A 17,954-nucleotide genomic window follows, 5' to 3' on the forward strand; every position below is an offset into this window, starting at 1 on the left:
CCGCGCTCAGCCCAAGGAGCTTCGTTCCCCATGAATATTCGCGACACCCCTCTCCGGTGGTCCGGAGAGCGGTACCCCAGCACGGACCCGGCGGGGATCTACAACGCCCTGGCCGATCTCGACCAGCCCTGTTTCATCGTCGTCACCCCGGAAGGGATCGGTGCCGTCTCCGGCGGCGCCGTGACCTCCGGAGGCGGCACCGCCGGGCTGCCGCTGCTCGCCGCCGCCCAGCCGCTGCCGCCGCGGCGGCTGGGGTCGGCCGCCTTCCTGGCCGCGCACGGTGTGCACCAGCCGTACATGGCCGGCGCCATGGCCGGCGGCATCGCGTCGGCCGACATGGTCGTCGCCCTCGCCCGGGAGGGCTTCCTCGCCTCCTACGGCGCGGCCGGGCTGCTGCCCGGCACGATCGAGAAGGCGCTCGGCCGGTTCGCCGCCGAGATCCCGGGACTGCCGTACGCGGTCAACCTCATCCACAGCCCCAGCGAGGACCGTCTGGAGCGGGAGGCCGTCGAACTGTTCCTGCGGCACGGGGTGCGGTGCGTGGAGGCGTCCGCCTACATGGACCTCACCCCGCACGTCGTGCGCTACCGGCTCGCGGGGCTGTACCGCGAGGCGGATGGCACGGTCGTCGCCGCCAACCGGCTGATCGCCAAGATCTCCCGGTCCGAGACGGCCGAGCGGTTCATGCGTCCCGCCCCGGCCACCCTCGTCAGCGCCCTGCTGGACCAGGGGCTGATCACCCATGACCAGGCCGCCCTCGCCCACCATGTGCCGCTGGCCGACGACATCACGGTGGAGGCCGACTCGGGCGGCCACACCGACCGCCGGCCGTTGCCCGCTCTGCTGCCGACGATCCTGCGGCTGCGCGACACGGTCCAGCGGGAGCACCGCTACACCGTGCCGATCCGGGTCGGGGCCGGCGGCGGCCTCGGCACCCCCGTCGCGGTGGCGGCCGCCTTCGCGATGGGCGCCGCCTATGTGGTGACCGGGTCGGTGAACCAGTCCTGCCTGGAGTCCGGCGCGTCCACGGCCTCCAAGGCGATGCTCGCCGAGGCGGGCATCGCCGACTGCGAGATGGCCCCCGCGGCGGACATGTTCGAGATGGGCGTGGACCTCCAGGTGCTGAAGAAGGGCACCCTCTTCCCGATGCGGGCCAAGAAGCTCTACCAGCTCTACCAGGCCCACGACGGCATCGAGTCCATCCCCGCCGCCGACCGCGCCAAGCTCGAACAGCAGGTCTTCCGGCGCCCGTTGGACGACGTGTGGCAGGAGTGCGTCGGCTACTTCGAGCGGCGTGACCCGGAGCAGCTCGCCCGCGCGGCCGGCAACCCCAAGCGCCGCATGGCGCTCGTCTTCCGCTGGTACCTGGGCATGTCCTCGCGCTGGGCGGTCACCGGTGACACGGACCGGGCGATGGACTACCAGATCTGGTGCGGCCCGGCGATGGGCAGCTTCAACGACTGGGTGACCGGCAGCTATCTGAAGACACCGGGCAACCGCCGAGTCGCCGACGTCGCCCACCACCTGATGCTCGGCGCCGCGTTCCACACCCGGCTGGCCCAGCTGCGCAGCTCCGGGGTGCACATCCCCGCCACGGCCGGCGACTACCGCCCGGTCCCGCTGGAGACCCCGGTCCACGACTCGCCGGCGGGCATGCGATGAGCCCGCTGACCCCGGAGCAGCTGGAGGAGCTGCTCGGCGATCCCGGGGACGACACCAACCCGCACGGCTTCACCGCGGCGGTCGAGCGCGACGAGCGGGACGAGTTCCCCACCGCTCTGTGCGACGCGCTCGTCGGCGCCGGGTTCCATCTGAACTACCTCCCCAAGGAGTGGGGCGGCACGTTCGAGTCCTTCGACCGAAGCCTCACCCTGGTGCGCTCCGCGGCCCGCCGGGACGTCAACATCATGCCCGGCACGATGTTCAGCATCATCGCCGCGACCTGCCTTCAGCTGCACGGCACCGCCGATCAGCAGCGCCGGGCCGCGGAGATCCTGTGCCGCGGCGGCGCGGTGGCCTTCGCGCTCACCGAGGCCGGGCACGGCAGCGATCTGCTGTCCGGCGACGTCAGCCTGTCGGACGGGGTGCTGGACGGCGAGAAGTGGATGGTCGGCCTGGGTATGCGCTGCGAGGCGGTCTATGTGGTCGCCCGCACCGGCGGCCGCGGTCCCGCCGCCTTCTCGGCGGTGCTGCTGGACCTGGCGGAGGTGCCCGAGGGCCAGTTGGAGCGGGTTCCCGCCGTACGTACCGGTGGGATGCGCGGTATCGACCTCGCCCGGATGCGCTTCACCGGGCTGCGCGTGCCGGACGGCGCTCTCGTCGGACGGCTGGGCGAGGGCCTGGAGGCCGCGGTCAAGGCACAGCAGGCGGTACGCCTGATGAGCATGGCCGGCAGTCTCGGCATCGCCGACAGCGCCGTACGCCTCGCGCTGGACTTCGCCTCCGTCCGCAAGGTCGGCCGCACGGTCCTCACCGAGTCGCCGCACCCCCGCCGTGATCTGGCGGTCGCCGCGGCCGCGCTGCTGGCGGCGGACGTGGTGGCGCTGACCGCGGCGCGAGGCGTCCACGTCCTGCCCGAGGTGTTCAGCGTCTGGGCGCCGGCCGCCAAGCACGTCGTGGCCGAGTCCTGCGACGAACTGATCCGCCGCTGCGGCACGGTGCTCGCGACCCGCTCGGTCCTGCGCGAGGGCGAACGCGGTGCCGGACTCTTCCAGAAACTCCAGCGGGACTCCGGCGTGGTCCGCGTGATCGACTCCAGCACGCTCGCCAATCTGCGCTCGTACGCGGGGCAGTTGCCCACCCTCACCGAGGGCGGCAGCGCCCCGGATCCCGAGGCGCTGGCCGCCGTCTACACCCTCGGCGCGGACCTCCCCGCGTACGAGACGGCCCGGCTCGACATGTTCGCCCGGGGTGCCGACCCGGTCCTCGCCGGACTCCCGGACGCCGCCGTGGCGGTGGCCGAGATCGTCGAGGACGAACAGACCGGCACCCTCCTGCGGCAGTTGGCACAGGCCGTCGCCGGGCTCGGGGAGCTGACGCGCGCCGCACAGCAGCGCGGCGCCGACCCCAACGCCCTGGTGGACGCCGCCGAACGGTACGCCTGGCTGCACGCCGCCGCGTCCTGCGTCCACCTGTGGCACGCCAACCGCGACCGGTCGCTGTACGGCACGACACCCGGCTCCGCCGGCTGGCTGGGCGCCACGCTCGGCTACCTCCTCGCCCGTGCCGACGGTGTCGACCCCCGCCGGCACGGGGCCGTTCTGACACCGGCGCTCGACGCCGTCGCGACGCTGCGGGAGACCGACCAGCTGTTCACCGCCCTGCCCGTGCGGCTGGCGCCGACCCGATAGGAGTCCGCATGTCCCAGGCCGATCTCACCGCACTGGCCGAAGAGCTCGAGAAGTACCTCGGCGACCCGTTCGACGACGGCAGCCGGATGTCCTTCCGCCGCGTGATGGACCACGACGAGCACGAGGAGTACCCCCACGGCTTCGTCAGCCAGCTGCGCCGCTGGGGCGTCCACGAGTACTCGCTCCCCGCCGAACAGGGCGGCCGCGCGGGCAATGTGGAGACCGGGTTCAACCTGATGCGTCTCGTGGCCCGCCGCGACTCCTCCACCGCCACCTGCCTGGTGATCACCAACCTCAGCTTCATGCCGCTGTGGATCGCGGGCAGCGAGGAGCAGAAGCGTACGGCGATCGAGCGGATGAAGCGGGGCGGCGGCCTGTCCTGGGGGCTGTCCGAGCGCGAACACGGCAGCGACCTGATCGCCAACGAGATGTTCGCCGAGAAGGTCGACGGCGGCTGGGAACTCACCGGCGAGAAGTGGCTGATCGGCAACGCCACCGTCGCCGACACGATGATCGTCTACGCCCGTACCGGCAAGCGCAACGGCCCCGCGGCGTACTCCGTCTTCATCGTCGACAAGTGGGAGCTCGCCCCGGACGCCGTCGAGGAACTGCCCGTCGAGAAGCTGCACGGCCTGCGTGCGCTCGACCTCAGCGGGCTGCGCCTCCGGCGGGCCTTCGTCCCCGACTCCGCACTGGTCGGGGCCGAGGGCCAGGGCCTGGAGATCGCCCTCAAGGCAACCCAGGTGGCGCGCAGTGTAATCGGCAGCCTGCCGCTGTCGGCCGTCGACACCGGTCTGCGGCTGACCCTGGACTTCACCGAGGGCCGGGTGATCTTCGGCGGCACGGTCAGCGACGTCCCCTACAGCCGCCGCCAGCTGACCGAGGCGTTCGCGGACCTGATGATCGCCGACGCGATGAGCCTGGGCGCGGTGCGCTGTCTCCAGGCAGCCCCCGAGCAGCTCAGCGTGTGGTCGTCGGCGGTCAAGTACCTGGTGCCGACGCTGCTGGAGAGAACCATGTCCCAGCTCAACACGGTCCTCGGGGCCCGCTTCTTCCTGCGCGGGCACCCACACTACGGCCCGTACCAGAAGATGCTGCGCGATCTGCTCGTCGCCAACATCGCCGACGGGAACACCGTGGTGAACCTCCGCAACCTGGGCCAGCAGCTGGACGGACTGCTGACCACGGCCCGCGAGGCCTCACCCGAGATCCGCAACGCCGCGGCGGTGCGCGCCGAGACCCTCTTCGGCATGGACCGCGAACTGCCCGTGTACGAGCCCTGGAAGCAGGAGCTGTTCAGCCGCGGCATGGACGACGCCGTCCTGGCCGCGCCCGACGGTCTGCGCCGGCTGCGGGCCCTGGCGGAGAAGGCCGAGGGCACCGATCGGGACCGCCTGGAGCGCGCGGCCGACGTGGCCGAGGAACTGCTCGACCGCGCGGGCCCGCTGGCCGACAGCGCGACCGCGCTCAAGGCCGACCTCGGGCGGGCCTACGGCCAGTCCGCCGAGCTGTTCGAACTGTCCAAGGAGTACTGCCTGTTGCACGCCACCGCGGCGTGCGTGCTCACCTTCGTCCACTCGCACGGGGCGCTGGAGAGCCCGCTGCCGAGCGGCGCCCTCCTGCTGCTCCAGCTGGAACGGCTGCGCCGGCACCTGTACCCGCACGAATCGATCACGGACCAGTCCGTCGTCGACGAGGTGATGGAGGTGCTGCGCCGGCTCCACCGGGAGGACCGGCTGTTCTCGCACTGGCAGTTCCAGCTCGCCAAGCGCGCCGGTGATCTCTCCGCCGCCCGCCTCTGAGCGGCCGGGAGTGCCCCCGATGCATCCCGACCCGGCGTTCCTGTGGCTGCTGCCCGAGCGCGCGGTGGACGACTTCGCCACCGCCCTCGGCGGCACCCGGCTGCTCACGGAAGGCGAACGGGCCGCGCTCGGCCGGCGGCTCACCGACGGTGCGCGGCGCAGGTACCTCGGGGCGCGGCTGCTGTGCCGCTACGCGCTCAGCGCCCGCACCGGCCGGCCGGTGGACCGGTGGCGCTTCCGGCGCGGCGAGCACGGGCGGCCGGAGGCCGAACCGGACCCGGAGGGCGTGCGGTTCAACCTCTCGCACACGGAGGGGCTGATCGCCTGTGTCGTCACGCGGGGCCGCGGGTGCGGGGTCGACGTCGGTCCCACCCCCTCGCCGGCCGAGCTGGTGACCCAGCTGGGCCGCCGGCTCGCCCCGGCCGAACGCGCCGAACTCGCCGCCTCGCCGCCTCGCCTGCGAGGCGCGCTCGCCGGTGAGCTGTGGGTGCTGAAGGAGGCTTATCTCAAGGCCCTGGGCACCGGGCTGTCCCGGAGCCTCGGCGGGTTCTCCTTCGGCCCCCGCGCCGACGGCCGTATCGCCGTCCACGACCCGCAGCAGCCGGCCGGCACCGACTCCCGGTGGTGGTTCGACCTGCTCTACCCCGGCCCCGGACACGTGGTGGCCGTCGCCACCGAGGACGGGCACCCCGGGGCCCTGCGCCGCACCGACCTCTCCGACCTCTCGCTCTCCGACATCTCATGCGTATGAGACCGACCCTGAAGGACATCTCCATGTCGCAGCCCACCAGTCCGCGTGTCGCCATCGTCGGAGCCGGTGTCGCCGGCCTCTCCGCCGCCTACCACCTGCGCAACCGCGCCCGGATCACCATCTTCGAGCGGGAGGACCGCCTCGGCGGCCACGCCAACACCGTCGAGGTGGAGGAGAACGGCAGGACCCTCGGCATCGACACCGCGTTCGTCGTCTTCAACCGGCCCGCCTACACCAACCTCTGCGAGTTCTTCGAGGAGCTGGGCGTCGACGCGGTCGAGCACCGCGGCGCCTTCAACTTCTTCGACCTGGACACCGGCCTCGAGTACGGCACCAAGGAGCTCGACATGAGCGAGGAGGAGGTGTCCGCGCGCTACTCCGAGGAGTTCCTGACCATCTGGCGGGAAGCGCGGCGCTTCCACACCGAGGGCCGCAAGGACTTCGTGCGCAAGAAGGCCGACATCCCGCTCGGCGAGTACCTGGACCGCGGCGGCTACAGCCAGGCGTTCCGTCACTCGTACGTGATCCTGCTCTGCTCGGCGGTGTGGTCCATCCCCGCCGAGCTGATCTGGCAGATGCCCGCCAGCACCGCGATCGCCTTCTTCATGGGCCACGACGAGGGCGGCCTCGGCGGCCGCCAGGTGGACTGGCGGACGGTGGGCGGCGGTTCGATCTCCTACGTACGCAAGGCGATCGCCGCGATCGGCCCGGAGATCCGCACGGGCGAGCCGGTCACCGCGATCCACCAGGACGACGAGGGCGCGGTGGTCACGACCGCGCGGGGCAGCGAGCGCTTCGACTACGTGGTGATCGGCGCACACGCCGACGAGGCCCTGGCCCTGCTGGACAACCCGACCGAGCGCCAGACGGAGGTGCTCTCCAAGGTCGCGTACAACGGCTCGACGGTCATCCTGCACACCGACCCGTCCGTGGTCCCGGCCGACCGCGACCGCTGGGAGGCCTGGAACTACGGCAAGGTCGAGGTGGACGGCCGGCCGAGGACGTATGTCGCCTACTACATGAACAAGCTGCACGGATTCACCGCGGAGAAGGACTACTTCGTCACGCTGGACTACCCGGGCGAGGTGGACCCGGAGACGGTCATCGCGGAATTCCCCTACACGCACCCGATCATCGACGTCGATGTCCGCGAGATGCAGAAGGACATCTACAACGTCAACGAGGGGACGCGGGTGAAGCTGTGCGGTTCCTATTTCCACGCCAAGCGCCACGGCGTGGACCAGATCGGCTCGCACGAGGCGGGTTACTCGTCGGGAATGGAGATCGCGGCGCAGCTCGTCAGCGAGCTCTGACGGGGACACGAGAACGCCCCGGGGAATCCGAGAGGGATTCTCCGGGGCGGCTTTGTTTCTGTGCGCGGGTGCCTGCGCCGAGGTCCCGGTCAGGGCGGTCGGGAGATTCCGCTTTCAGGCGCTGCCGTGGGCCATCAGCGCGGCATGAGGCAGCACGAGCACACCGTCACGCCCGGCGAACTCCGCGCACAGCGCATCGAAGTGGCCCTTGACGGCCTGAACGACGGCGGGCGACTGGCTCCGCACGATCTGCCCGATCGTCGCCACCCCCGCCGCGGGGCCGCTCCACCACTCCTCGGGAGTCGCCCGGTGGTCCCACGCCAGGGTCTCGCAGACGGCGTCCTTCAGGCCCGCATCGGCCAGCAACGCGGCGAAGCCCTGTTCATCGCGAGGAAAGTCGTCGCCGGGAGCCAACGCGGGCAGGTGGGCGGGACGGCTGACGCCCGCCGCCCGGACGGCACGCCCGAGCAGCGCCTGCCCGGCGGCTGCGGGAGCCGCCCAGATCGTGATCGCCGTCCGGCCGCCCGGCCGCGTCACCCGTCGCATCTCCTCCAGAGCCGCCCGGGGCCGTCCGACATGATTGAGAACGAAGTTGCCGACGACGGCGTCGAACTCGTCGTCGGCGAAGGGAAGGTCCGGCAGGGCGGCAAGACGCACATCGGCCGCCGGCACGTTCCGTGCGGCGACAGCGATCATGCTCGGTTCGGCGTCCACCGCTGCCACGTTCGCTCCGCGCTCGCACGCGGCCGCGGCGGCCGTTCCCGTGCCCGTCCCCACGTCCAGCACCCGCATGCCCGGCGCGATCCCGGCGGCGTCGAGCAGCCTGGGCACCGGATACGCGCAGAGCCTGGCGAAGCTGCCCGCATACGCATGGGCCTGCGCAGCCCACGCACGGCGCTCCGATCTGTCGAACGCTGTTGCCGTCATCGGTCCCTCCCCGGAGCCACCCAGGGAATCACACGCCGCCCGTGTGCAGCGCCTGTCCGCTGAGGAGTTCGGTCAGGAAGCCCATCACCGAGCGTGCCGCCGGGTCCTCCTTCTCGATGCGCTTCACCGTGAAACGCGTCCGGGTGAACTCGGGGGCGGCGGTCGGAGGGGGTTCCGCTTCGAGGCGGGTGCGGGCGTCGGGGGTCTCCGACTCGGCGCCGTACAGCACCGGGGACTGCACGCTGATCTGCTCCAGGCGCGCGGACAGCAGCGGCGTGTGGCCGTGTTCCGCGGTGAGCCGGTGCCGGGCGCGGGTGTAGACACCGATCGCCTCGGCGCCGCGGCCGGAGCGGCACAGCGCCAGCATCAGCTGGTCGTGGAAGCGCTCGCGCAGCGGATGGGCGGCCGTGACCTCCTCCAGCTCCGGGATGATGCGCCGGTGCCGGCCGGTGCGCAGCGCGGAGTCGAAGAGGATCTCCAGCGCCTGCTGGCGTTCCTCCTCCAGGCGGGCGACCAGCGCGGCGCAGACCGGACCGTGCGGGCCGCCCTCCAGGGCGGTGCCGCGCCAGAGGCCGAGGGCGCCGCGCAGGGTCGCGTACGCGCTCTGCGGTTCGGTCCGGTAGGTCCGCTGGGCCTGGGCCACCGCCAGGCAGAACTGGCCGCTGTCCATCTCCGTGCGGCGGGCCTGGAGCAGGTACCCGGACGCGTGGGCCACCAGGCGCGGTGTCGCGGCCCGTTCCGGTTCCGCTTCCGCGAGCGCCTTGCGCAGTCCCGACACATGGGCGTTGAGCGTGTTGCGGGCCTTCTTCGGCGGCAGCGCACCCCAGAGTTCGCGTACCAGCCGTTCCCGCGGGACCGGGGAATTCGCGCGGGCGAGCAGTGCGCCCAGCAGCATGCGCTGCTTGGGACTCGTCAGCGGAATGCGCCGATGCCGTTTCTCGTCGTACAACTCGGGCGCGCCCAGAATTCTGAACTGCATGCTCTTGCCTCCCCGTGCGCGGTGCACGGTATTCACCGTGCTGCATTCAGCACACGAGGAGACCATTCGTACGACCGGGCGGGCCTGAGTTGCGGCTACTCACTTCCCCGCTCCCACCCCGGTGTTCCGCGCCGTGCGCGGAGCGGGAGTACACCACCGGGGTGAGTACCGATCACTCATGTGTCGATCCCGCACACCGTGATGGCATGGACGGCACACGTGGGTCCGCTCGATTTCGGGGACTCGGGGTGCCGTTCGGGTCAGCCGCGGTGCCGGATCGTCGACTCGGCCTCCTGGGCGAGCCGGCGCAGTGCCAGCAGCGCGGGTTCCAGCAGGAAGGTCAGCAGCACGGCCCGCTCGGCCTTCTCGAGCGGATCGTCCGGTGCCTGGAGCTGGTCGAGATCGAGCACGGCCGTCTTCTCGGCGAGTTCGGCGTACGGGACGAGATCGTGCCAGTCGTAGTCCATACCGAGGGAGCGCAGGGTGTGGAGAGTCTGGGTGATGACCTGGCGGGCGGGATTGTGCTCGCTGACGGTCCAGCCCATCTCGGAGATGAGCGCCGTCACACCGGAGTGGTCCTCCTCCTCGCCGCCCTCGTCCTTGCCGCCGCCGGCCGGCCACACGCCGAAGACGAGACCGAGCAGCTCATGGGTGTCGGCCTTGCCCTCGGAGATGGTGTCGAGGACGTCCTTGGCTGCGTTGACCGTCAGACCCCGGACGCCGATGAGGGCACGGATCAGCCGGAGGCGTCGCACATGCGACTCGCCGTACTCCGCCTGGGTCGCGGCTGTGGCGCGTCCGGGCGGCAGCAGCCCTTCGCGCAGGTAGTACTTGATGGTCGCGGTGGACACCCCGCTGCGGCGGCTCAACTCGGAAATTCTCACCCTGATCCCGCTTCCCACTGGCAATTGGGCAGCACTACTGTCTAATATAGATACTGCCACTCACCAACTGTGGATGCGAGGATACCGTGCCGACTCTTCCCTGGGCGACGCCGAACCCGGCCCGGCCCGACACCACCGCCTTCGTCATGGCCTCGCGTCTCGACGTGAAGTCAGGCAAGGACGTTCCGCGCTTCTTCCTGAAGTCGCTCTCCGCCTGGGGGCAGGTGCGCAAGGCGCCGGGCGCCCTCGGAGCCTCCCTGGAGGCCCAGCTCCTGAAGGGCGTCTTCTTCACCCTCTCCGCGTGGGAGGACAAGGAAGCCCTCTACACCTTCGCGCGGACCGAGCCCCACAAGAGCATCATGACCGGGCTGCGCTCCGTCATGAGCGAGTCCACGTTCACCTTCTGGGAGGTGCCGGTGGCAGAGCTGCCGATCTCCTGGAAGGACGCCAAGCGGCGCATCGAGGACCAGGCGCGCGCGGACGCCGCAAGCGGCGGCAGCGCCCCCCGCTGACCCACCGACTCCCGGCCCGGGGCCTCCCCCGTCCCCGGGCCGGGGCACTGCACGGCCGCCGGCGAGCCCGTCACGAGACGACGCGCGCCAGCAGGGAGCCGTCGTAGCCCTTGGTGCCCACCGTCTGAACCGCCGTGGCGTCCAGCCGCGGCTCGTTCGCCACCAGTTCGTACATACGACGGATTCCGACGACCGCGGGGTCGGTGCTGTTCTCGTCCACCACCGCACCGTTGCGTACGGCGTTGTCGACGATGATCACGCTGCCGGGGCGGGACAGCGTGAGAGCCCACTCCACGTACCGCGGATTGTTCTCCTTGTCCGCGTCGATGAAGATCAGGTCGAACGGGCCTGCCCCCGGTTCCTTCGCCAGCAGCGGCAGCGTGTCCAGCGCCGCCCCCGTCCGCACCTCGGCGATCTTGTCCAGGCCGGCGCGGGCCAGGTTGGTCCTCGCCACCTCCGCATGCTCGGCGCTGTACTCCAGCGAGATCAGCCTGCCGCCCTCGGGCAGCGCCCTGGCCAGCCAGATCGTGCTGTAGCCGCCCAGCGTGCCGATCTCCAGCACCGTGCGCGCGCCCTGGACGCGGGCCAGCAGATGCAGCAGCTTGCCCTGGTTCCCGGCGACGGCGATGGCGGGGAGCCCGGCACTCTCGCTCTCCGCGAGGGCCGCGGCGAGGGCCTCGTCGTCGGGGGCGAGGAGGTCGGTGATGTAGCGGTCGACGGCGTTCCACTGCTCCTGAGTCATCCGTCCAACCTATTCCAGGCCGGGTCGTTCCCCTCCGCTCCCGCTCCCGCTCCCGCTCCCGCTCCCGCTCCCGCACCCGCGGGACCGTCCCCGACGTGCCCCTTCCCGTCGGGCCCGTACCACCGTCCGGACACGTCTCTCATAGCAGCGGCGGCGGCGCGTGGACGGGCGGCGGCGGGATCACCGGCCGGCGCCGGCGGGCCCGTACCCGCAGAAGGACGAGCACGGACACCAGCGCGAGTCCGCCGCCGACGGTCAGCAGCCACACGGGAAAACCGCCGACGGTCAGCAACTCGTCCTCGTACACCACCCGCCGGAAGGGCGTGTCCTGTTCCGCGGCCCGCAGGACGTGGTCGCCGTTGATCCGGTCCGGCCGCGGGAACCGCTGCTCCAGCGCGGTCAGAAACCTCCCGCCGCCGCCCGTGAACGCGTCCAGCGCCGCGCTCCGGCCCGCCGCCCCGGCGAACAGCACCTCCGGCTCGTCACCGCCGATGGCGCTCTGCGGCTCCATCCGGTGCGCGGCCAGCACGAACAGCCCGAGCGACTGCGGGTTCTTCGCCAGCCGGGACAGCCGCATCGGATAGACCGGCCGGTCGCTGGCGAAGCGCAGCGTCAACGGGTCCAGCGTGCCGCGCAGCACGGCGTCGTCGGCATCCGGTGCCAGCCGCACCGCCACGTACTCCCACTTCTGCCGCACATACGGGCGCAGCTCGGTCTCCAGGCCGTCCGGCAGGTCGAAACCGTTGGTTTTCAGCCAGTTTCGCAGCGCCTCGGGGTCGGTCGCCGTCAACCGGGCGACATCGAAATCGCCGAGCCTCTCGCGTCCGACGACCCCCACCCCGGGAGCGCCGCTGCCCGGGGCAGGCGCTCCGGCCGAGTCGCCCGCCGAACCGTCCGCGAGGGGCCAGTCGCCCTCGCGCGGCCAGAAGTAGTGGCGCGTCCTCTCCTGCGGCTCGATGGCCCGCTCCAGTTCGTCGAACAGCGCCTGATCACCGAGTTCGACGGTGGCGCGGGTGGGTACGGGCATGATCCACGCGGCCTCGGGAGCGTCCCCGTCGACCGTGAACCGCATCTGGATCCGCTCGATGCGCCCGTCCCAGCTCACGATGGACGTCTCACGGTCGACGGCCATCCGCGATCCCCGGTCCGGGATCATGGCGCCGCAGCCGCAGGCGTACGCCGGAGCGATCAACGATCCGAGCTGGAGCGCGAACAGTGCCAGCACCACCAGGACAACGCGCTGCCGCAGCACAGGCGCTGACGTGCCGCGCGTGTGAACCCGCAGGTGTACGCGCCGGTGTTCTTGTATGTTCCCCCGCATACCTCCTCCGACGACGGCCCGGGGCCCGTGGTTCCGGGGCCCGTTGGCGAGATATTCGGTCAAAACGGGGTGACACTCAGGCAAAGAGGGGGTTGCCTGAGTCTCCTTCATGGGGCAATGCAAGGCTCTACGGACCAGGATCACAGGACGCAGGGGAGGCGCGGCGCGACGTGGCGAACGCGGAGCACAGCGTGCGCGGAAGTGCGACGACGGACTCGAGGATGGGCGCGGCGAGGGCGGCGCTGTGGCTCGTGGCCGCCGTCCTCGCGATACGGCAGGCGACGGCGGTACTGCGCCTGCCACCGGGGGAACGGCTCATCGACCTGGAGACCTGGATCGGTGAGAACGGGGTCCTGCACGTCAAGGGCTCCCTCTACGACACCGACCGGTTCACCGGCACCCCGTTCGCCGGGCTGGTGCTCAAACCGCTGACGCGCTCCGCCGAGCAGAGCCTCGGCGTCGCCTGGACCTTCGGGACCCTGCTGCTCGTGGTCGGGATAGGCCTGGTCGTCGCCCGCGCACTGCCGGGGCCCGTCTCCCGCCGCAGCGGTCTGCTGGCGGCGCCCATCACCATCAGCCTGCTGATGCTGTCGCTGCCGGTGCGCAACAGCTTCTACCTCGGGCAGACGAGCATCATCCCGGTCCTCCTCGTCCTCGTCGGCTGCTTCGTCGCCCGCGGGGAGAGATCGTCCGGTGTGCTGGTCGGCATCGGCGCGGCCCTTCAGCCCACCGCTCTTCTCTTCGCGCCCCTGCTGTGGTTCACCGGACGCAAACAGGCCGCCGTCACCTCGGCGGGGACCTTCACCGCGCTGTCGGCGCTCGCCTGGGCCGCACTGCCCGGCGACTCCTGGACCTACTGGGTCCACCACGTGGCCGGCGCCGGCCTCGGTGCCCGCCCCGACAGCCTCGCCAACCAGTCCCTGCACGGGGCGCTGTTGCGCCTCGGCCTGGAAGGGCCGCTCGAGATCACGCTGTACGTCGCGCTGGCCGCCGCGGTCGTCTGGTTCGGCCTGCGCCGCGCGGTGCGGTACGCGAAGGACGGACAACTCCTCCTCGCCGTCGCCCTCACCGGCTGTGTCGCCGTCGCCGTCTCGCCCACCGCCTGGCAGCACCAACTCCTGTGGGTCCTGCTCGCCGTGGTCGGCCGGGTCGGCAAGCGGGCGTCCGACCGGATGCTCTGGCCGGTTCTCGTCATTCTGGCGATGACGCTGCCCGGCAAGATGCTGCTGCCCAACATGGCCGTGATGCACCCGGTGCGCGACAACGCCCTGCTGATCGCGGCGCTCGCCGCCGCCGTCGCGGTGCCGTTCCTGCCGCGAACCTCGCCGTACTTCCGCCGCCCGGTCCCCACCGAGTACGTCTCCCCGGTCCCGTCGCGCTGGAGCCGCATCCCGCTGCTGCCGTTCTGGCGGCGCGTGCTGGCCCGCCCGAACCTGCTCCTCGAACTGCTGGTGATCCGGGTCGGCTACTCCGCCTACTCGCACATCCGCACCGCCGCCACCGGCAGCGTCGGCGCGGCCGAGGAGCACGGCCGGCAGGTCGTCGCCATCGAGCGGGCGCTGCACATCGACATCGAGCTGTGGGCCAACAAGGCCATGGCGAACGCGGAGTGGGCCGAGTCCTTCTTCAACTTCTACTACACGTCCTTCCACTTCGTGGTGCCGCTGAGCATCCTCGGCCTCCTCTACGTCCGCCGCCCGGTCGACTACCGCTGGGCGCGCTCCTCGCTCGCCTTCGCCACGGTCCTCGCCCTGCTGGGCTTCTGGCTCTACCCGCTGGCCCCGCCGCGGCTGATGCCGGGCATGGGCTTCATCGACACGGTGCACGGACCGCAGGACCTCGCGAACCCCGACTACGGAGCGATGACCGCGGTCACCAACCAGTACGCGGCGATGCCGTCGCTGCACTTCGGCTGGTCGCTCTGGTGCGGCCTGGTGGTCGTCCTGCTCGCGCCGAAGCTGTGGATGAAGCTGCTGGGCCTGCTGCACCCGCTGTTCACGGCCGGCGCGATCGTGGCCACGGCGAACCACTGGATCCTGGACGCGGTGGGCGGCGCGGCGGTCGTCGGCGCGGGCTTCGGCCTGACGTACGTGCTCTCGGGGCGCCGGAAACTGCTGCCGTCGACGGCAACGGCGACCGCCGGGGCGGGGACAGGACTTCCCAAGCAACGCGCGGCGGCCCCGGCGGAGACCGCTGAGGAGTCCGCGGTCCCGGCCGCCCCGAAGTGACGTGCACGGCCGAAGCGACGTACGGCCCGACGTGACGCGCAGGCCGATGTGACCTACAGCCCGACGTGAAGGGGCAGTTGATCCGCCCCTGGGCCGGATCGCCGCGGACGCGGGAGCCGCTGCCCCCGCGGGGACGGCGTTCGGGACTGACCTCAGGCGGCGAACAGCGCGGCGAGAGATGCCACGATCGCCAGGGCCGGCTGGGCGATGTCCGCTCCGCCGGCCAGAATCTCCCGCAGCCGCTCCAGACGGGTGCGCACCGCGGAAGCGTCCGGTTCCGGTTCCCCGGTGACACGGGCCAGGTCGTGCACCGCGCCGGCCGCCTCCGCGCGTCCGGTGTCGGACAGGTCGCGGCTGGACAGCACGAGTTCGAGCAGCCGGGTCAGTTCCGCGCCGCTGGTGCCGGACGCGTAGGTGTTCTGGAAGTCCCGTACGACGACGTCCTGCGGCCGGTTGATGAAGGTGGTGTTCGTACCCTGGAAGGAGAAGTTCTCCGACACCGATGCTCCTGAAGTGATGACGACGCGGCAGTCGTGGAAGGTGTGCGTGTGGCCCGGGTGGGCCGGCTCGGCGGGACGCAGCGCATCCCTGATCGACGCGGCGGCCTCGCGCACCCGGGCGAAGGCCTCCGCGTCGGCCTCCCGGTGGGCCGCGAGCGCGCGCAGCCCGGCCCGGGGTGTCTGGCGTGCCACCACCGGTTCCTCCCACCAGCGGTCGGGGACCGCCACCTGCCGGGGCGAGCCCAGGGCCTCGGCGATCTGCCCGAACAGGGTCCTGAAGTATGGGAGGGAGACGTCCTCGATGCGGAAGACGACCTTCTCGCCCCGGTGGACCGGCCCTCGACCTGCGTGAAAGAAGACGAGGCAGGGCAGGAGCCCGACGTCCAGACCGAGGAGCCCGGCGATCTCGTAGGCCCCCTGCGGGTCGTACGGCTGCCACTGGAGCCACCGCATCCGGGACATGACCCGGTAGAGGTCGGGCGCCAGGTGTCGGCGCCAGTACGTCCGGGCGGCGCCCCGGTCGGGAAGCCGTTCCACCACGAAGATGCGGGTCGCGGGCCCCGACAGGGCGTTGAGGTCGTCGAAGTGGGTGCGCACGTACGCCGCCAGCTCCACGTCCGCCTGGGTGTAGAGCAGGACGCCCCACAGACGTGGGCCGCCGTCCGGGGCGTCGGCGTTCTCCGTCAGCTGGAGCCGTCGGAGCAATTCGGCCGGGTTCGAGGCGGGAGCCAGGCGGTAGGAGGCTTCGGGCGGGTGCTCCACGCAGAGGACCAGGACGTCACCGTCCGCCAGGTCCGTCTCGGCGAGGGTGAGTTCCTCGGGCAGCCGCTCGCCGGTCACCGGCTCGGCGAACCAGGAGTCGACGGCGTTCGCCGTGTCCGCGGGGCACAGAGCCTTCAGCTCGCGGAGGGCCAGGGACGCGGGGACCGAGACCTCGAAGGTGTCCGCAAGCGTCCGCCGGTCGAGGTCGGTCCACCGCCGGAGGCCGGCGTCGCCGTCCCGGCCGATGGCGAAGGCCCCGCTGCCGATGGCCTCGTCCAGCGCACGGGACACCCGGACGCCGTACGGCTGATGCCTGGTGTCGACGTGGTCGCCCTCGCGAATATCGATGTGCAGCCGCAACTGTCGATCCCCTGACGTCACTTGCGCGTGAGAGAAGTATGGACGACGGGGGCGGGCGAGGGCCATGGCGGATCCGGTGCGACGGGAGGCAGGGGCGGGGCGTGGGTGAGGGGCCCCCCGCCTCCCGCGTTCGGTGGGCAGATCCCCGGGCGCCGGTGCACGGCCCCGGGCGCCGGTCAGCCGTGGACGACCTGGAGTTCCTTGATCCCGTTCAGCCAGGCCGAGCGCAGCCTCCGGGGGTCGCCCGCCAGTCGCAGGTCCGGCAGCACGTCCGCTATCGCGTTGAAGATCAGGTTGATCTCCATCACCGCCAGCGACTTGCCGAGGCAGAAGTGCGGGCCCCCGCCGCCGAAGCCGAGGTGCGGGTTGGGGTCGCGGGTGATGTCGAACCGCTCGGGGGCGTCGAAGGCCTCGGGGTCGTTGTTGGCGGACGAGTAGAAGATTCCGACGCGGTCGCCCATTCTGATCCGCTGACCGCCGAGTGTGAGGTCCTGGGTCGCGGTGCGCTGGAAGGAGACGACGGGGGTCGCCCAGCGCACGATCTCCTCGGCCGCCGTCTCGGGACGCTCGCGCTTGTAGAGCTCCCACTGGTCGGGATGGGTGAGGAAGGCGTGCATGCCGTGGCTGATGGCGTTGCGCGTGGTCTCGTTTCCGGCCACCGCCAGCAGGATCACGAAGAAGCCGAACTCGTCGTTGGAGAGGTTGCCCTCGTCCTCCGCGGCGACCAGCGTGCTGACGATGTCCTTGGCCGGGCACTCCTTGCGGGCCGCGGCGAGGTTCATCGAGTACGAGACGATCTCCATCGCCGCCTCGGCGCCGATCTCCTCGGTGATGGCGTACTCCGGATCGTCGTACGCCGCCATCTTGTTGGACCAGTCGAAGATCTTGGCACGGTCCTCCTGCGGTACGCCGATGAGTTCGGCGATCGCCTGGAGCGGGAGTTCCACCGCGATCTCGGTGACGAAGTCGAAGCTGCCGTCGCTCTTCGCTCCCGCCCGCGCGTTCTCCACGATGCCGCGGGCCCGTGAGCGCAGGGCCTCCTGGAGGGACCGCACGGCGCGGGGGGTGAAACCGCGTTGGACGATCTGGCGCACCCGGGTGTGTTCCGGCGGGTCCATGTTGAGCATGATCAGCTTCTGGACCTCGATCTGGTCCCGGCTGATCGATTCGTTGAAGCGGATGACCGCGGTGTTGGTGTTGGACGAGAACAGCTCCGGGTGGGTGGAGACATGCTTCACGTCGGCGTGCCGGGTGACCGCCCAGTACCCCTCGTCCTGGAATCCGGAGATGCCGGCCGGCTGCGCGCACCACCAGACCGGCGCGGTCTGCCGCATCATGGCGAACTCGGGGTGTGGGACGCGGGCTTGGAGCAGATCGGGGTCGGTGAAGTCGAACCCTGCGGGCAGATGGGGGCAGTCCTTCGGCAGCTTCAACGTCAACTCCAGGGTCTCGCGGCGGGGTCCGGCGGCGGTGCCCAGGGGCACCCAGTCTCTGACGACCCATCAGAATTGACCGAAAGCTAG

Annotated in this window: 14 protein-coding genes; 7 read left to right on the forward strand and 7 right to left on the reverse strand. The window is 71.3% G+C overall.

Annotated features, from left to right (window positions below):
• The first annotated feature begins 30 nt into the window (after nucleotides 1-30).
• From ABTX78_RS19975 to ABTX78_RS19995, 5 genes are read left to right on the forward strand one after another with little or no spacing between them, the layout of a single operon-like run.
• Nucleotides 31-1,662, forward strand: coding sequence for a PfaD family polyunsaturated fatty acid/polyketide biosynthesis protein (locus ABTX78_RS19975; RefSeq protein WP_352208102.1), 1,632 nt, complete (start codon nucleotides 31-33; stop codon nucleotides 1,660-1,662).
• Entirely contained in the window at nucleotides 1,659-3,350 is a 1,692-nt protein-coding gene (locus ABTX78_RS19980; RefSeq protein ID WP_352208103.1) for an acyl-CoA dehydrogenase family protein, read from the forward strand. The genes ABTX78_RS19975 and ABTX78_RS19980 overlap by 4 nt, the downstream gene beginning before the upstream one ends.
• Nucleotides 3,351-3,358: 8 nt before the next feature.
• Nucleotides 3,359-5,152 (forward strand): acyl-CoA dehydrogenase family protein, encoded by a 1,794-nt coding sequence (locus tag ABTX78_RS19985; protein WP_352208104.1) that lies wholly within the window; start codon nucleotides 3,359-3,361, stop codon nucleotides 5,150-5,152.
• Nucleotides 5,153-5,171: 19 nt separating this feature from the next.
• The gene (locus tag ABTX78_RS19990; protein WP_352208105.1) at nucleotides 5,172-5,903 is read left to right on the forward strand and encodes a 4'-phosphopantetheinyl transferase family protein; all 732 of its coding nucleotides are present in this window, start codon (nucleotides 5,172-5,174) and stop codon (nucleotides 5,901-5,903) included.
• On the forward strand, nucleotides 5,900-7,216 hold the full coding sequence (locus tag ABTX78_RS19995) for an NAD(P)/FAD-dependent oxidoreductase (RefSeq protein WP_352208106.1): 1,317 nt from the start codon (nucleotides 5,900-5,902) through the stop codon (nucleotides 7,214-7,216). Before ABTX78_RS19990 ends, ABTX78_RS19995 begins: the two co-directional genes overlap by 4 nt.
• Nucleotides 7,217-7,330: 114 nt before the next feature.
• Here the strand turns inward: ABTX78_RS19995 and ABTX78_RS20000 are convergent, their stop codons facing one another.
• From ABTX78_RS20000 to ABTX78_RS20010, 3 genes are all read right to left on the reverse strand, one after another.
• Nucleotides 7,331-8,143 carry a class I SAM-dependent methyltransferase gene (locus ABTX78_RS20000; RefSeq protein WP_352208107.1) on the reverse strand — a complete coding sequence of 271 codons (813 nt, stop codon included), beginning with the start codon at nucleotides 8,141-8,143 and terminating at the stop codon, nucleotides 7,331-7,333.
• Nucleotides 8,144-8,171: 28 nt separating this feature from the next.
• Nucleotides 8,172-9,122, reverse strand: coding sequence for an AfsR/SARP family transcriptional regulator (locus ABTX78_RS20005; protein ID WP_352208108.1), 951 nt, complete (start codon nucleotides 9,120-9,122; stop codon nucleotides 8,172-8,174).
• Nucleotides 9,123-9,382: 260 nt separating this feature from the next.
• The gene (locus ABTX78_RS20010; RefSeq protein WP_352208109.1) at nucleotides 9,383-10,006 is read right to left on the reverse strand and encodes a MerR family transcriptional regulator; all 624 of its coding nucleotides are present in this window, start codon (nucleotides 10,004-10,006) and stop codon (nucleotides 9,383-9,385) included.
• 86 nt (nucleotides 10,007-10,092) lie between these two features.
• Here ABTX78_RS20010 and ABTX78_RS20015 point away from each other — a divergent pair, with 86 nt between their 5' ends.
• Complete coding sequence (locus ABTX78_RS20015; RefSeq protein ID WP_352208110.1) at nucleotides 10,093-10,518, forward strand: DUF3291 domain-containing protein; 426 nt, start codon at nucleotides 10,093-10,095, stop codon at nucleotides 10,516-10,518.
• Between the two features lie 70 nt (nucleotides 10,519-10,588).
• Here ABTX78_RS20015 and ABTX78_RS20020 read toward each other — a convergent pair whose 3' ends face one another.
• Nucleotides 10,589-11,260 carry an O-methyltransferase gene (locus ABTX78_RS20020; protein WP_352208111.1) on the reverse strand — a complete coding sequence of 224 codons (672 nt, stop codon included), beginning with the start codon at nucleotides 11,258-11,260 and terminating at the stop codon, nucleotides 10,589-10,591.
• Between the two features lie 139 nt (nucleotides 11,261-11,399).
• On the reverse strand, nucleotides 11,400-12,512 hold the full coding sequence (locus tag ABTX78_RS20025; RefSeq protein ID WP_352208112.1) for a DUF2330 domain-containing protein: 1,113 nt from the start codon (nucleotides 12,510-12,512) through the stop codon (nucleotides 11,400-11,402).
• Nucleotides 12,513-12,751: 239 nt separating this feature from the next.
• On the opposite strand from ABTX78_RS20025, the gene ABTX78_RS20030 reads away from it, so the two are divergent.
• Entirely contained in the window at nucleotides 12,752-14,809 is a 2,058-nt protein-coding gene (locus tag ABTX78_RS20030; protein ID WP_352208113.1) for a bifunctional glycosyltransferase 87/phosphatase PAP2 family protein, read from the forward strand.
• Nucleotides 14,810-14,961: 152 nt separating this feature from the next.
• Here the strand turns inward: ABTX78_RS20030 and ABTX78_RS20035 are convergent, their stop codons facing one another.
• On the reverse strand, nucleotides 14,962-16,431 hold the full coding sequence (locus ABTX78_RS20035; RefSeq protein ID WP_352208114.1) for a ubiquitin family protein: 1,470 nt from the start codon (nucleotides 16,429-16,431) through the stop codon (nucleotides 14,962-14,964).
• A 176-nt stretch (nucleotides 16,432-16,607) separates the two neighbouring features.
• Nucleotides 16,608-17,864 carry a cytochrome P450 gene (locus ABTX78_RS20040; RefSeq protein WP_352208115.1) on the reverse strand — a complete coding sequence of 419 codons (1,257 nt, stop codon included), beginning with the start codon at nucleotides 17,862-17,864 and terminating at the stop codon, nucleotides 16,608-16,610.
• Between the last annotated feature and the right edge of the window lie 90 nt (nucleotides 17,865-17,954).

Source organism: Streptomyces sp. NPDC096193 (assembly GCF_040302905.1).
Taxonomy (GTDB): Bacteria; Actinomycetota; Actinomycetes; order Streptomycetales; family Streptomycetaceae; genus Streptomyces.